The sequence below is a fragment of the Algimonas porphyrae genome (genome assembly GCF_041429795.1).
GTDB classification, from domain to species: domain Bacteria; phylum Pseudomonadota; class Alphaproteobacteria; order Caulobacterales; family Maricaulaceae; genus Litorimonas; species Litorimonas porphyrae.
In genome coordinates, this window is record NZ_CP163424.1 from 1,085,055 (window position 1) to 1,099,935 (window position 14,881).

The 14,881-nt window shown below is 58.7% G+C and carries 14 protein-coding genes; 2 read left to right on the plus strand and 12 right to left on the minus strand.

Annotation, left to right across the window (positions count from 1 at the left end):
* Window positions 1-12: 12 nt before the first annotated feature.
* The gene (locus AB6B39_RS05310) at window positions 13-3,288 is read right to left on the minus strand and encodes a hypothetical protein (RefSeq protein WP_371398705.1); all 3,276 of its coding nucleotides are present in this window, start codon (window positions 3,286-3,288) and stop codon (window positions 13-15) included.
* A gap of 4 nt (window positions 3,289-3,292) precedes the next feature.
* Window positions 3,293-5,503, minus strand: coding sequence for a vWA domain-containing protein (locus AB6B39_RS05315; RefSeq protein ID WP_371398706.1), 2,211 nt, complete (start codon window positions 5,501-5,503; stop codon window positions 3,293-3,295).
* Between the two features lie 134 nt (window positions 5,504-5,637).
* Here AB6B39_RS05315 and AB6B39_RS05320 point away from each other — a divergent pair, with 134 nt between their 5' ends.
* Window positions 5,638-6,312, plus strand: a complete 675-nt coding sequence (locus tag AB6B39_RS05320) for a hypothetical protein (RefSeq protein WP_371398707.1) — start codon at window positions 5,638-5,640, stop codon at window positions 6,310-6,312.
* A gap of 37 nt (window positions 6,313-6,349) precedes the next feature.
* On the opposite strand, the gene AB6B39_RS05325 is transcribed toward AB6B39_RS05320, so the two are convergent.
* Both AB6B39_RS05325 and AB6B39_RS05330 read right to left on the minus strand, forming a co-directional pair.
* Window positions 6,350-7,069 carry a response regulator transcription factor gene (locus AB6B39_RS05325; RefSeq protein ID WP_284372846.1) on the minus strand — a complete coding sequence of 240 codons (720 nt, stop codon included), beginning with the start codon at window positions 7,067-7,069 and terminating at the stop codon, window positions 6,350-6,352.
* Window positions 7,070-7,089: 20 nt separating this feature from the next.
* On the minus strand, window positions 7,090-7,467 hold the full coding sequence (locus AB6B39_RS05330; protein ID WP_284372844.1) for a hypothetical protein: 378 nt from the start codon (window positions 7,465-7,467) through the stop codon (window positions 7,090-7,092).
* A gap of 192 nt (window positions 7,468-7,659) precedes the next feature.
* On the opposite strand from AB6B39_RS05330, the gene AB6B39_RS05335 reads away from it, so the two are divergent.
* Window positions 7,660-8,160: a hypothetical protein gene (locus AB6B39_RS05335; RefSeq protein ID WP_284372841.1), complete on the plus strand. Its 501-nt coding sequence runs from the start codon at window positions 7,660-7,662 to the stop codon at window positions 8,158-8,160.
* Window positions 8,161-8,179: 19 nt separating this feature from the next.
* On the opposite strand, the gene AB6B39_RS05340 is transcribed toward AB6B39_RS05335, so the two are convergent.
* From AB6B39_RS05340 to AB6B39_RS05375, 8 genes are all read right to left on the minus strand, one after another.
* Complete coding sequence (locus AB6B39_RS05340; RefSeq protein ID WP_284372840.1) at window positions 8,180-8,554, minus strand: hypothetical protein; 375 nt, start codon at window positions 8,552-8,554, stop codon at window positions 8,180-8,182.
* A gap of 7 nt (window positions 8,555-8,561) precedes the next feature.
* Window positions 8,562-9,611, minus strand: a complete 1,050-nt coding sequence (locus tag AB6B39_RS05345; RefSeq protein WP_284372838.1) for a hypothetical protein — start codon at window positions 9,609-9,611, stop codon at window positions 8,562-8,564.
* A gap of 123 nt (window positions 9,612-9,734) precedes the next feature.
* Window positions 9,735-10,937 (minus strand): cation:proton antiporter, encoded by a 1,203-nt coding sequence (locus AB6B39_RS05350; RefSeq protein ID WP_284372836.1) that lies wholly within the window; start codon window positions 10,935-10,937, stop codon window positions 9,735-9,737.
* Window positions 10,937-11,683: a hypothetical protein gene (locus AB6B39_RS05355; RefSeq protein ID WP_284372834.1), complete on the minus strand. Its 747-nt coding sequence runs from the start codon at window positions 11,681-11,683 to the stop codon at window positions 10,937-10,939. The genes AB6B39_RS05350 and AB6B39_RS05355 overlap by 1 nt, the downstream gene beginning before the upstream one ends.
* A complete protein-coding gene (locus tag AB6B39_RS05360) occupies window positions 11,680-12,738 on the minus strand; it encodes a Rieske 2Fe-2S domain-containing protein (RefSeq protein ID WP_284372832.1) in 1,059 nt (352 codons plus the stop codon). Before AB6B39_RS05360 ends, AB6B39_RS05355 begins: the two co-directional genes overlap by 4 nt.
* Window positions 12,735-12,881, minus strand: coding sequence for a hypothetical protein (locus tag AB6B39_RS05365; RefSeq protein WP_284372830.1), 147 nt, complete (start codon window positions 12,879-12,881; stop codon window positions 12,735-12,737). Before AB6B39_RS05365 ends, AB6B39_RS05360 begins: the two co-directional genes overlap by 4 nt.
* Window positions 12,878-13,069, minus strand: a complete 192-nt coding sequence (locus tag AB6B39_RS05370; protein ID WP_284372827.1) for a hypothetical protein — start codon at window positions 13,067-13,069, stop codon at window positions 12,878-12,880. The genes AB6B39_RS05365 and AB6B39_RS05370 overlap by 4 nt, the downstream gene beginning before the upstream one ends.
* Entirely contained in the window at window positions 13,069-14,721 is a 1,653-nt protein-coding gene (locus tag AB6B39_RS05375; protein WP_284372825.1) for a glutamate synthase-related protein, read from the minus strand. Before AB6B39_RS05375 ends, AB6B39_RS05370 begins: the two co-directional genes overlap by 1 nt.
* Window positions 14,722-14,881 lie beyond the last annotated feature (160 nt).

Sequence of the window (14,881 nt, forward strand, 5' to 3'; positions counted from 1 at the left end):
CGCGTGACGGTCCTATGGATGTTGGCAACTGCGAATCTTGTCCAGCGTAACCGGCTCGAACGACTCTGTCTTGGTCTTGTCATAGCCCATGACCCCGCCATCCTCATGCACGGCGGAGAACAGATGGGCGACTTCATGGACGGCAGCGTCCTTGAGTTGCCAGCCCGTACCGAAACCCGCCGATGTGTAATTGCGACCGGTTTCGCGACCCGATTCATAGAAGATGATGGCCCCAAATCCATTATCGCCCACGCAACTGGTACTGTCGGCAATACCGGACAGACCCGATACGCCCACCTCTCCATCGCCGTCTTCGTCCAGTTTTCCCTGATAGGCGTGGAGAAGATAGACTAGCCAGAAATCGGCCTCGTCATGATAGACCCAGCCATCGAAGCCCTTGCGTATGACTGTGCGCAGATAGGAAGTCTGATCGGACTTCAGATGCAACATGAAGGGAATGGTTTTGGTGGCGTTCGGCACATCGGTCGAGTCCCAGAGCGGAAGCACATAGGCTGGTTCGAAAGCCTCCTTCATCAGGCTCAATTCCATTGCGGGTAACGGATCGCCGTTTGCGAGGGTGTCATCGTCTGCCAGTGACACGCTCTTGCCCTTGTCGGCGCTAACAAGTCTGGGTTTTCCGGGAAGCAGGGCCACCGTGATCCGGTCACCGCCCAGGCTATAGGCCGTGCTGCCCGTGACCGTGTAGTTGATACCATAGACGGCCAGAACGCCGGGAGAAAAGTTGTTCTTGTAGCCCGCGCGACCGGACTGTGACTCGGTGGGCAGACGGTCATAGAGATTGACGTCCAGAACCACAGTCTGTTGCGGATAGGACGAGGTGATATTGCCGTCAGCGTCGCGTGTTTCATAGTCCCGGGCCGAGACGATATCGACGATCTGCGCGTCCAGCCTTTCATTGTTTGTCACGTTGGCCATCGTATCGAGCTCGATATAGAGCTTGCGCCAGACGTTCAGAACATCGCTGACGTAGTTGTCATGCTCAGGAATACGCAGTTTTTCTGGATCATCGCCCGCCTTCATGACGTCGGGATCATAGATCCATAGCAGATGTGTCAGATCATATTCCGGAATGTCGCCGTCCCGGTTTTCGAGCGCCATCAGGGTCATAATATCGCCGCCTCCGACAATACGGAAATTGTCGCCGGGTTGCATCGTCGTCTGAAATTCAAAGCTCTTCGTGATCGCGTCGAACTCCAGTTCCAGATGCGCCTTGTCGGTCTGAGTGAAGCCGCCCCAGCGATTGGGCTCGGTGCCGCGATTATCCTTGCTGTCGCTCAGCCTGTCCACTTCATCGTCCCAGGCCGAAGGATCATCCACATCGATTGACCGGAAGTAGAATGGCACAGGCCGCACCGGTGCGACGTTAAGCGTGACTTCGACATCGACAATATTACGCGGTTCATCTTCCGGTTTGGATCCAGCCCATCGCCGGCCGGGGAAAATCCGCAGATTTCCCTCGCCATCATCCAGCTCGAAATTGGGTTCGGGATCGAGCGTATCGTCGTCATTGACGGAATTTCCCCGACCCTTGAACTGGATGTCCTCGATCGACAGGGCCGTAAAGGCGATCTTGTCCGTGAATTCCGCATTCCCGGCGCGTTCATTGACATAGATGAATTCAAATTCGACATCGCGGGCCTGATCGCTCGGCTTCAGCGCTTCGACCCAGATATTTCGCTGCATGAATTCGCCGTCCTCAGAAACGTCGCTGAGTAAGGTCGCGACGTCGAAGTCGTCATTAACGTCTTCGAACGGCTCGGACTTGACGGCATCGGCCCAAAGCAAATATCGTTTCTTGTCATAACGGCTGGCATTCAACCGGACCTGACCATAAGACTCCTTGGGTAGAAACAGCTTCAGCCGGACAAGCTCATTGTCCCCGTCGACCTTATCGTCCTCATGATCATAATAGGCGTCGCCGTCATCATTATCGAGATTGACGAAGGTCTGTACGCCTAGTCGCTCTTCCTCGTCATCCTGGATCTTGCTGTCCGTATTCAAGGCAATGACCTCGGGATGATAGGCCGTAATGCCCATTGGTTCGCAGAAATGCAGGCTGTCGACCTTGGCCTCGCTGAGCGGACTGGACCCCGCGCCAGCCATCAGCCCGGCGCGGTTCTGAAACCGGGCTGACATGCCGACCTTGCCACGGCTCGGCAGTGTTTTTCCCGGGACCGTCATGATCGGTATCGCGAATTCGATCCAGTCAGCGGAATTGCGAATGAAGGTCTTTTCGGCCTGTCCGATAATGTCTGCGCCCTGGAAAACCGTCGTAGTGATGTTCAGGCCATCCTGTCCGCCGATATAGCCCTTATAAGCCCCGCAGACATGGGACTTGATATCGTCGGCATCCAGAGCGCCGAAAATGTCGACAGCCGCAGCCTGACTATTGCCGACATTTGGATCGACCTGCTCCGCAGGACAGGGTTCCTTGCAACTCATCACGCCGGCGGGCATCATGAGGTTGGCGGAGCCCATTATAGCTGCGACGGGTCCCGCCGCCTCCGGCGGGAGTTGCGGCAGAATGTCGGCATTTTTCAACCGCAGACTATATTGACCCGTATGCGCGTCGGGGTCCCTGAAGGCGACCTGGAACTGGACCGGCTTTCCGGCCGTCAGTTCAGGAGCCGGTGCGAATGTCGAGAAATTGTCCGGCCTGTTCTGGTCACGCCAGTTCTCCATGCCGCCATTGTCGATGTTGTCTTCATAGTCTTCGATACTCCAGACACCGCCGCCCCCACCGCCAGATTGCGCCCGGCAAACCTGCGTGTCAGCCAGATTGTCTGGCGTGTCGGGCACATGCGCACTGCCGTTTTCGAGGCAGGCGGCCTCGCTGAGCGGCCCGGAAAAATCTCCGCTATTCGTATTGCAGCAGAGATAGGTCTCCGCACTGGCCGTATCCGGCGACAGGATTTTGGTGACCATATCCTCGATGTCGGCGGGGGAGGGCGTTTCACCAGCCCCGCCCATCGGAATTCCGGGCGTCGGCATGCCGGGAATGGTCACGCCAAATTGCTGCATCTGTTCGCTGGCCTGCTGCGAGCTTTTCTGAAAGCAGATCATCGCTTTCATCGCATCGCGTGGGTCGGATGGGGGGTAGCTGATATGCCCGGGTTTCCGGTCACACTCCGCTTTGGGTAGTGACAGAAAATCGCCCGTTTCAGTGTTGCAGCAATTCTTGGCCTGCCCCAGTGCAATCACCGGTACCATCAGCAGTCCCAATGATGCAGTCAGGATGAGCGTTCGCGCGCAGCGCACCGGATCCACCCAATTACTCCGTAACCGTGAAGGCGTCGCGGGCCAGAACGACATTCTGTGTGCCGCTGATATAGCGGACTTCATACGCGCCGGGCGTTTTGAAAATCCGCGCAGCCTTGGTCTCACTGATGAGGCCGGATGTTTCGCCGTCCTGAACGAAAAAGCCGTAATTCGCGCCCCATTGCCACATCTTGTTGTCCGGCGTGTCGGCGGGACAGATGATGATCCGGTCGCCACTGAAGGCGTCACCGGAATAGGCCACGGAAAACGCCGTTCCCATTTTGACCGTGTCGGGGGCCGAGACATCTGCCTCCGCCTGTGTGATCGTGATCGGCTGTCGGGTGAGCACCCGGCTACCGGGATTGAGAAAATAGGCGATTACGTAATCGCCTGCTATCGCCGGGACGCGAATATCAAACGCACCCGTATCAGTCTGAACGCGATACAGCGCGTAGCGCGCATCGGCATTGGTTTTGACCGCGCCGGGTTCGATGACCGACACCGTATCATCTGCCCAGTCATCGCCGGGTGTGTCGATTTCGATCCGTATAGTCGAGCCGCCGACGGCACGCTCCGGCGCAGTGATGCTGGCACCAATATCCTCGACTTTAATCGGGATCGACGCCTGCACGACGCGCTGCATGCCCGGATAGAGCGTGTAGCCATTGGTCAGGATGTAGCGAATTTCGTAGTCGCCGGGTTCTGCCGGAGCCGTCATTGTCACGGCCTCTCCTTCGACGGTTCGCGAGGTGAAGCCACGTCGGAAAACATCTTCACTGTCCTTCTCGATGATGGTCAGGAAGTCATCGCGATTATAGGGTCCGGTCCAGTCGACGCTGAATTCGGACGCAGCCGCGACCGTGTCGGGCGCGGCCAGCATATAGTCCGTATCGGTCACCGTCAGCGGAAGCCGGGCCAGGATGACACGCGGTTCGTTCAAAGTGTATCTGACTTCATATTCACCGGGAATGGTCGGACCGCCGATCCGTGTTTGTGCTTCATCGCTCTGGTCGAACGTTCCGTCGCCATTCGTGTCGATATCAATGCCGTCGGCCGTTGCCGCTTTCTCATAGGCGTCCCGCGCTCTCTGACCGGGACTGAAGTAGATGGACCTTCGCGGGCTATCATCCAGTGCATTTGTCGAGATCGTCGTGCTCAGATCATCCGGCCCGAACCATGTCACAGTGACTGGCTGCCCCTCGGCAACGCTCTGATCGGCTTCAAGGCCAAACGGAATGTCGAGATCGATTGGCACGGTAACGACTGTCGGTGCCGTATCGATTACGAACTCTGCCTGGCCCGTCTTGTCGCTGGAATAGCGGTCATTGTCATGGGGCCAGCCTGTCCACACCGCAGTCGCCCTGTACGTACCGGGCGTGACTTCGAAATCGACATAGCCGGCATTCTCAGCCTCGAAGACGGTTTCGCCCGTCTCGTTGCTCACGACCGTCCAGTTCAGATCTTTCTGAATGTCCGGTCCACCTTTGAGAATAGTGGCTTTCAACGAAACGACTTGCGGGACACCTGTGGGTTCACCAGCCTCGATTTCGGCCATGGCGACCTGAGTCAGCGCTTCGGTCAGCTGTTCCGCATTATCCGCGGACATGAACTGTCCGCCTGTTTCTTCCGCGATGCAGACCAGGCCCTTGCGTTCTTCTTCTGTGACATCGAAGCCGACGACATGGACGGTAAAGTCCAACCCGTTCTCCTCCAGGGTCCGGGCCAGCGCGCAGGGATCGGCCTCGCAGGTCTCCAGCCCGTCAGACACAAGGATGATGTTGGCGGCATTCTTGGTATAGTTCAGCGCTTCGGCAGAATGCTGAACGGATTTGGTGAGAGGAGTTTTTCCCTTCGGCGATAGATTCCGGATCTGTTTGATGACGGTGTCGCGATCGGCCCCCACATCGGCCAGCGTTTCAATGTCGCTGCAATCGCCTTCCTTGCGGTGTCCATAAGCCACCATGCCGAGCCGCTGCTCGGCCGGCAGGCCTCTGACCAGCGATTCGACCGTGTCCTTGGCAATGACGATCTTGTTGATCCCGTCGATCTGACCCCACATGGATCCGGATGCGTCCAGGATCAGGATCGTATCCTTGGGCGCCTTGTCCTGGGCCAGCGTCGGCGCGCCGAGAACCAGTGTCAGGCCAGTCGCTATCGTCAGGCACGTCCCCATCATCAGGCCCGAAGTCAGACCGCTCGTTCCAGACCTGTTCGACATCATCATCCCCAATTCAAATCCAGATAAACGCGGATTCGGATTTTGTTCGCCGAACGTGGGTGTGACAACCTATACAAATGTCCGTGTTTCCTGACCCCGACTCTTTGCGCATTGTAGAGGTCGAAATGAGGGAGCCCGTTATGACCCACATGATGAAAATGCTGGCCGCCGGGGTAATGGCTATGGCCGTCATGATACCCATGACGGCGCAGGCGGAAACACTGCCGAGTTGGGACCGAACCGTCGTCATGCTGCATGTCATTGCCGATAAGGGGCAGGCATGCGGCCTTCTGGATCAGTGGGAAGCCATGGTCATCAAAGTACAGGCCCGTCAGGAAAGGCGCGACTGGGATACGGCGCGGCGGCAGCGCGCAGACCGGGCTATCGCGGCTGATATGGCCGAAAAGTCCTGCGATGACGATATGGTCACTGTTTGGATCGATGCTGCGCGGCCCAACCTTTCCTCCGAAGGGCTGGCCCCCTTTCTGGTTGTCTACCAGAATCTGGCCAAGCGCGATCGTCCGCCCGACAGTTTCGACGCCACGACAATGCGGATCGACTATACGGACGCGATCGAGCGCATCGAAGCCGAGTTCGAAAGGCTGGAAGTTGAAGGCCGCGTCGCGGAAGGCGGCAAGGCCTGGGATGAATACCGGGCGGGACTAACCGTTTTCATCGACGAGGCGGTGGACGCAATGGAGCAGGGTGAGCAGGCGCAATCCCGCAAGGCCCGTGAAGCGATAACCTATATGTCGGTTGCCGCTACAATCGTGGAAGTCTGGCTGAGGGAAACGGATGTGAACCGGCAGGATTGAACCCGCAGGCGCGTATCATCATTCGATGCGCGCAATATCATTCGAAATAGACTCGATCGGCTGAGGATGCGTTTTCATCCGGGTTTTCGTCCCGCTGCGGCCCGATGAAACGGCAATATTCCTTGTGACTGCCACTATAGGCGAGCACACCGTACCGGACGCCGTAACTTGCCGCTTCGGTACGATTATTGACCCCCAGTTTGCCGAATAGCGCTGACACATGCGCCCGCACGGTGGATGCCGACAGGCCCATTTCCACGGCCATTTCCTTGTTCGACATGCCCAGGCAGATATAGTGCAACACCTGCGCCTGCCGCGTCGGCAGGTTTTCGACCATATTGCCGCTGGGCAGAACGGCATCGTCGCTTTGCGGAAGATAGATCGGTCGCTTGTCGTTCAGAAGGTCGCGCAAGGCCAGTTCGAGACTGCCCGGAGGCGCCGTCTTGGAGACGAACCCGTCGGCACCGGCATTGAGTAGCCGTTCGATCGCCCCTTCCTTGGTCAGCATCGAAATGAGAAGGATCTTCATCCACGGATAGGTCTGACGCAATTCGCGGATGCCCGGCTCAGGCTCCAGACCGGCGAAGAAGACGTCCAGAAGCAGAAGTTGGGGCACGGAATCTGACAGCGCCGCATTCAGTTCCTGCAGATGATTGGTCTCTCTGATCTCAAGTGTATCGAAAACGGCTTGCAGACTGACCTTGATTCCATCGCGGAAAATCGGGTGATCGTCGCATATGATGACCGAAGAGAACATGATCAGCGCATCTCGCCCGTTTAGGTCCGAAATCCGTCGACGTGACCATCATACGCCGCCTGGGATATCGCTTCGATCGAGAGAATCCGGTTTGCATAGAGCTGCGTCGAGTAGCGACCGATATGGCCGAATTCACCGTCTTCCTGCAGCTCTCCTTCGACGGTCATCATGACGACGATGTAGCTGCCGCGCCCTTCTTTCGGGACGATAAAGTCTTGCAGTCGCGTGAAAACTTCTTCAGTTCCGTCGAACCAGTACGGCCCCCGACCATCGAGCGTGTAGAAATCGCTCTGCTCGAATCCCTGGCGGTAATAGCCCGTGTAGAGATCAGTCTGTGCCGTCGAACTGCAAGCCATCAGCGACAGCCCTCCCAGGATCGATAGCCAGATGCGCATCACACCGGCCTCTCATAATCCGGGATTTCAAGCCGTCTTGTCATTTTCGTCTCCGACCTTCTGGCGGTGAGTATAGAGCTTCATTGCGCTCTGCATACTAGGACATTTGTCGGGGTCGGAAGAGTAGGACATTTGTCCCCGTTGAACGGGTTTAGGGCCTTTGTGATAAGGACAGGTATTCAAAAAGGCAGGATTATGAAACTTCGTGAATTGGCATTGGCTACAGTTACGGGCGCATTTGTGTTGGGTGCTTGCGGAGGGGGAGAAACAACGGAGGTCGCCGATGATCCCGCCTCGGCTGTCGATGTCGTTGATGCGTTACAGGCCCAGGCCGAAAAGGCGCAGGATGTCGAAATCAAGGACAAGAAAAGCCTGAACAAGAATGAGCGGATCGCCAACACCTATCTTAAAGGAATAAACGAGATCGTCACCGCGCTCGAAGCCGTGGATGACGAAGCCAGCGCTGAGCGCGCGGCGGAAGTCATGGCCAATGTCGGCCAGCAATTCGACACACTGTCCGACGAAGTCGACGGGTCTAACCGGGAGCGGGCAATCGCCATGGCAATGGCTTCGCGTCAACAGGAATTCATGGCCGTGCAACAGCGCATGGTGGCCGCGATGATGCGGATTCAGATGCAGAACCCCGAACTGATGAAAACAGTCAGTGACGGCATGGACAAGGCGAAACTGCCATAAACCTCACCTGGGAGTGGCTTTATTCATCCTCCGGGATTGGCATCGCATCTGCGCTCGTGGTCATGTCAGGCGGCTCGTAAGTGGTCGGCGGCGGCTTGCTCAGCATGGCCCAGAGAATAAGTCCGACGACGAACAGGAATAACAGTCCGGCCAGCAGAAGCGGTATTCTAAACAGCCAGCTTTCAACTCTGGAAGCGGCTTCCGTTCGGCCGAAATACCAGACTGTCAGACCGAAGAGGCCTGCAATCATTTGCCAGCCGAAAAAGGCTGTGATCCGGTTCATGCCCCGCATGAAACTATCGCCGGAGGGTTCGGTCATGACGGGAATGATGAAAGATGCTGCATAGGCGAGCGCCCAGAGGATCAGCAGCCCGTAAACGATTTTCTTGATCATGGCGGTCTCATTCCCCGCCGCGGCGGCGCGTTACGATGGTGTTTTCAATGTCGAGGAAAAGGTCCAGGCCGGGTCCGCGATGGGTGCCGAATTCGATCCTGTCGCCGGATGGGCGGGGCTGATCGGGGCCGGGCTTGTGTGGCGACCGGGCCACGCGCCAGTAATCGCCTGCATCCATGAAGGCGCTGACATCCGCCTGATCGTCAAACCCAACCATGTAGAGACGGTTATCGCCGCGCAGACACAGGGCTAGTCCGGCTTTTCGATCACGGCGCCGGATCGCCGGGACAACTATGTCGCGGCTGCCATCTGCCTGGAAGTCGGGTTCCAGATAGGCGGTTGACCCTTTTTCACTCCACTTTGTCGTCCGGTCTGACGGGCGGTAGGTGCGCGCGTCGAAACCGCATTGGCGCAGCGCCGTGATCGCCGCGTCCGGCACACCGGGCTCGGCATCCATGCGCCAGTCCGGCCCGCGATATCCGCGGTTCCAGCCCAGACAGCCGGAGAATTTCAGATAGGTCAGACGGGGTGTCTGGTCCGGCCCAAGATCGGCCAGTCCGATATCCTCGATGATCAGTTCGCCAATGCCCCACTCTCCCGCCGTGGGTTCGACTGTCGCGATATTGGGCGGCGCGCCGTTGTGATTTCGGGGTACAACTCGCTCCGGGTTCATCGCGGGGTCGATGACATGGCTACCGAACTGGAACTTGCGGATTGTCGGCATGGCGGCAGGGCCGGAGGTCTCGCCATTGCGAAAATCCGAGCCAGTAATCGTCAGCTCGGGCTTGTCCGGGTTCAAAATGCCTGTGGCCCGCACAATGACGGGTGCGGTCGAACCATCGCCGCGATATACTGCGATCGCCCAGCCGCCCGTGACAGGCACAAGGCGCAACAGCCGAAAGCCGACCCCCGTATCAAAGGCGTGTCGTCCGTAGACCTCACCGGAAAAGTCGATGCTGTCGAACGTCGCGCTGGGTAGACAGCCGACATCGGCCTGACTGGCCATGGGCCAGATCAGCGCCAACAGACTGCCAAGAGCGATCAGGCGTTTTCGCATGGCGGACCCATAGCCATTGGCGCGGTCGGTCGAAACCGGGACATTTGTCCAATATGGAGCTGTCCAATATACAGCGCGCTATTTCCGAAGTCCCCTGATCGTCCAACGCGACAGATCCGGAGGTCACATCTTCAGATGTCCTTTCCTGACCAGCAGTTTGGACAGTGGGGCTGCGGTCAGGCCGTGCAGCAGGATGCTGAGGGCCACAGTCGTGGCGACGATGGCCTGGATGAACTCGGCATTGTGGACCTCAAGGTCTTCCAGGATCAGCAAGGCAAAGAGAATGGACGCAAGGCCGCGGGGGCCAAACCAGCCGATGAAGCAGCGCGACGCGGCTGGCAGCCCCGACCCGATCAGCGATAAAAGCACCGGCAGCATGCGGATGACGATGAGGCTCAGCAGGCCATAGGCGATCATGGCGGCGCTGACCTGCTCGATGGCTTCGGGTAATATCAGCGCGCCGAACAGGAAGAAGGTCAGCTGCGTCAGAAACTGACTCTCCGTTTCAGTGAACTCATGCATGAAAGCGGCCAGTTGCTTGCGAAAACAGCCATAGGTGATGCCGCAGACGAAAGCGGCGATGAAGCCGTTGCCGTGCACGGTTTCTGCGGCTGCATAGGCGATCACGGCGAGCGCCATGGCGGCAACGCCCTGAAACGTATCGAGTATCCAGTCCGCCTCTGCGGCTTTGGCCAGAAGAAGACCGCCCAGCCAGCCGACCGCAATTCCAACGATTGGGCCGAGCGAGAGCTGCAGCGCCAGAAAGAGCAGCCAGTTTTCTTCTCCGCTCTGATGCATCAGATTGAGGAAGCAGGCGAAAAACAGAACGGCGGGCAGGGCGATCCCGTCATTCAGCCCACTTTCGATCAAAAGGCCCCGCCGGATCGGCTTTGGAATGGCCTCGTTGGAAACGACGGACGAACCGAGCGAGGCATCTGTCGGGGCCAGGATCGCGGCCACCAGCGCCATCAGATACCAAGGCTGACCCGGAAACAGGAGAGCGCCCACCAGTGTACCCGTCAGAATGATCAGCGGCAGGGCGATCAGCAACAGGCGGAGCGCCAGCCCTCTTGTATCCTTTAGTTCGGTCAGGGAAATCTGTGACGCATCCGCCGCAAGCACAAGGATCAATGTGATTTCTGCGAGCGTGTGAAAGCCGCCCTCGGAATAGGTCAGCCCGCCAACATCCATCAGCACTCTGTGAAGGGCGTAACCTGTCGCCGTGAACAGGATCGGGAAGGTCAGGACGGTATGCTGAATACGCCGCGAGACGAGGGAGAAGACGAAAAAGACGCCCCCGAAGATCAGGAAAAGGTTGATCAGCATCAGACAGGTCTGATCATCGGATCTGTCAGCTGCAGACGCTTGAGACGACCCTGACGGGTTTGTCGGGCGGAAATGATCACGGGTCTCGCAATATTCCCGCTCACCAGCGCATTGGCCTTTTCTCCGCTCGGGCCCATCAGCACAAAGCCGAGGTCGCCGCAATTTTCAGTCGTCTGAGGATCGCTTCTGCGCGCGGGGTTGAGGCTGAAATAAACCGGTTGTCCGCCGCGAATGCACTGCGCGGCACAACCCCGATGGGTGCGGCCATAGCCGGGGTTCATGATGCCCATGAAGCATTGCGCGTCGAGAACTTCGCCGAGTACCTCGATCATCCCGAGATCCTCAATGGTCGGAATGGGCGGAGCCGGCGTGTCGGAGACGATCAAATTTCCGGCTTTAACGCCCAGCATGAAACAGTCGCCGCGCACGATCCGCACGCCTGTCGCCTGAACCGTTTGACCGTCGAATGCACGCGCAATGGGGTCGGCACCGACCTTGCCGATGCCCGCCAGCACATGTGCGTCTTCACCGACCCAGAGTGTCGGATAGGGAGAGAAGCTGATCCGCCCGGTCAAAGTGACCGGCGTCCCCGTTTCCCATCGTCCGCCGCCAGCGGACCGCGCGCGCGATGCTGTGAAGGCGCCTATTCCCGCGATGGACGCCAGCCCGAGCGGAATGGCGCGAAGGAGGAACCGTCTGTCACGGTCGGGAAGGGGGCCATAACCGACATAGAAATCATCGCTCATGCTGAGGGCCTCGCGGATGATGTCTGTGTAGGTAGGGGCAAGGCTGATTGCGCCGTACCGGGTGGGTTCGGTTCGGAATGGACCCAGATCTGGTGGTTTTCCAGCTTGAGGCGATGGGTCTGAACCCTGTCTTCGAACGGGGGTGGGGCCTGTCCGGTTTCCGGATCGAACTGAAATCCGTGCCAGGGACAAGTGACCAGACCGTCGCGGATACAGCCTTCGCCGAGCGGGCCGTTCTGATGCGAACAGACGGCCATGATGGCCGACAGCCCGCCTGCGTGGCGGAAAATGGCGATCCGTTCGCCCTGAGGCGGCGTGACAGTCCGGGCGCGGTTCAGTGGGATGGTGTGGGGATCGCCCGCCATGATCCAGCCATCCAATGATTTGGCCTGATCGGATCCGCCCCGGCCTTTCAGCGCCGCAATCAGATGCAGCGTGCTGATCAGGCCGGACCCGATCGCCACAGCCCAAAGCAGGCCGGGCCCCTTGTCGAACTGCGCCGTTCCCAGAACCACGTGAGCCACAAGCAGCGCATAGGCCCCGTAGACGCTCATATGCAGCGTCTTCCAGACCGGTGGCGAAAGCCAGGATAACCAGAAATCATGGCTGGTTGCGGCCATGATCAGCAGGATGAACAGCGCGATGAGACCCAGCACCTCGAAGGGGAAGGCGATCGCGACGCCGTAATCGCCGTACCCGCCCATGACCGATGTCAGCGGATCGATAACGCCGGACCCGTGATACCAGGCCATGACCAGTCCGGCATGACACAGGGCCAGCAGGGCCGTAATCACGCCCATGTGGCGGCGATTATATAGCCAGGGCTTGAAACGGTCCGACAGGCGCGCCGCCGGGCCGATCATCAGGATGATGTGCAGAAGCGTAAAGGCACACAGACCGAGCGCGCGCATGGCGAGAATGACGGGGTCTGCGACTGAGAGTACCATGCCGACCAGCATGAAGCTCGCCATGAACAGGATGATGCCAAAGAGGATAAGCAGGTCATACCCCTTTTTCTGGGCATTCCATTGCACGGGAATAAAGGACTGGCTCATGCCGCATCTCCTGACACACTCGGCGCGGCAATCAGGCCATCATCCGTGCCGTGTGCGGAAAAACCGATCCAGAGAATAGCCAGCAAGATCAATGGAAGAAGGATCCATATAGCGCGGTGCGCCTTTCGATGTGCACGCTTCATGAGCGCGGCCCCGTGAGCAGCAGATAGGGCCACAGCAACATGGCACCTGGGATCAGCATCAACCGCGTGATCAGGGTGGCGATCGGTTCGTCGCGGGTCATGCCGAAAGCAAACCAGACCCCGAAGATCAGCCCGAGACCGAGATAGACCTGTATCGTCAGCGACAGGATGCGGGCGACTTCCAGCATCAGTGATTTCCCTGCGCGGACGTTACCCCGACTCCGCCGAAGGCGACGCCGGACAGCTCGGTCATTTCCCGCTTCCAGGTGACGAGGTCGTCAGAGGAGAAGCCTGAGAGGCTGTCATGGCCGCACGCGCGGGCCATTACCTTCATCAACGCGACCGAACTGTCGAAAAAACGGGCAAGCTGATCGGCCGATGTCTCGGCGATCAGGCGCGCGACCAGATGTTCCTTCTGGGTCGCGATGCCGACCGGGCAATTATTGGTGTGGCAGGCCCGCATGCCGAGGCAGCCAATCGCCTGCAGGGCTGAATTGGAGACAGCTATTGCGTCCGCGCCCATCGCCATGGCTTTGGCGAAATCGGCGGGCGTTCTCAGGCCGCCTGTAATGATCAGGCTGACGCCGTCTGCACCGACCGCATCAAGATGGCGTCGTGCCCGTGCCAGCGCCGGGATGGTCGGGACAGAAATATTGTCCCTGAAGATAAGCGGTGCCGCGCCCGTGCCACCGCCGCGCCCGTCCAGAATGATATAATCGACTCCGATAGACAGGGCCGCATCGATATCTTTTTCGATATGCTGCGCCGACAGTTTATAGCCGATCGGAATGCCGCCCGTGCGCGCACGGACCGTGTCGGCGAAATCACGATAATCCGACAGGTCTGTCCAGTCCGGAAAGCGGGACGGGGAAATCGCATCCGTTCCCGGTTCCAGGCCTCTGACCTCGGCGATCTGACCCTTGACCTTTTCCCCCGGCAAATGGCCGCCCGTGCCCGTTTTCGCGCCCTGACCGCCTTTGAAGTGGAACGCCTGAACCTTGTCGAGCTTGTCCATCGAGAAACCAAAGCGCGCGGATGCCAGTTCGTAGAAATAGCGTGAATTCGCGGCCTGCTCTTCAGGCAGCATACCGCCCTCACCGGAACAGATTCCGGTGCCTGCTTTCTCCGCTCCCATGGCCAAGGCGACTTTCGCGGTGGCCGACAGGGCACCAAAGCTCATATCGGACACGAATAAGGGAATATCGAGGATCAGTGGCTTTTGTGCCTTGGGGCCGATGATTGTCCGGGTCGATACGGGTTCATCATCCAGGCGCGGCAGGCGGTGCAGCTGCGCCGTCACGAACTGAATGTCGCTCCATTGCGGTAGCTGGTCGGCGGGCACACCCATCGCGTCTGCCGGACCGTGATGTCCGGTCTTGGACAGACCATCCCGGGCCAGGGCCTGAATCTCCGCCGTATGCGTTTCTTCGGACACGCCATGCGACGGGTCGGCAAATCGACCCAGATAGGTTCCCCGCTGGTAAGGTTGCGGATTGTCCTGCTCCCACGCAGCAATCTCGGCTTCGTCGACCCAGACCTGACCGGCATCGACCCAGGCGGAAAATTTGTGCAGCGCTTCGGAATTGTCATACTCGCTCACGCCCGTATCGATCCGGAAGTCCCATTTGTGGACGCCGCAGATCAGATTGTCTCCATCGACATAACCGTCTTCCAGCAAGGCCCCGCGGTGCAGGCAGCGCCCGTAAAGAACGGAAACCTGGCCGTCATATTTGACGACCACCAGATCGACATTGGCGACAATCGCTCCGACTGGTTTGCGGTCCTCCATCGCATCCCAGTCGGCAACGGCCTTCGGAGTCTTGTCAGACAGTGTGTTCATGAAGTCAGGTCCAGCTTGCAAATATGTCGAGACAGGGACAATCCGGAACAGCGTTGCGGACCTGAAATCAGGCTCGCATTTCGATCAATGTTCATGACAGGTCCCCTTGCTGCGGGCTTGCGGAGGATTGGCCCGCCCGTCAAATCACAAATTTCAGGGC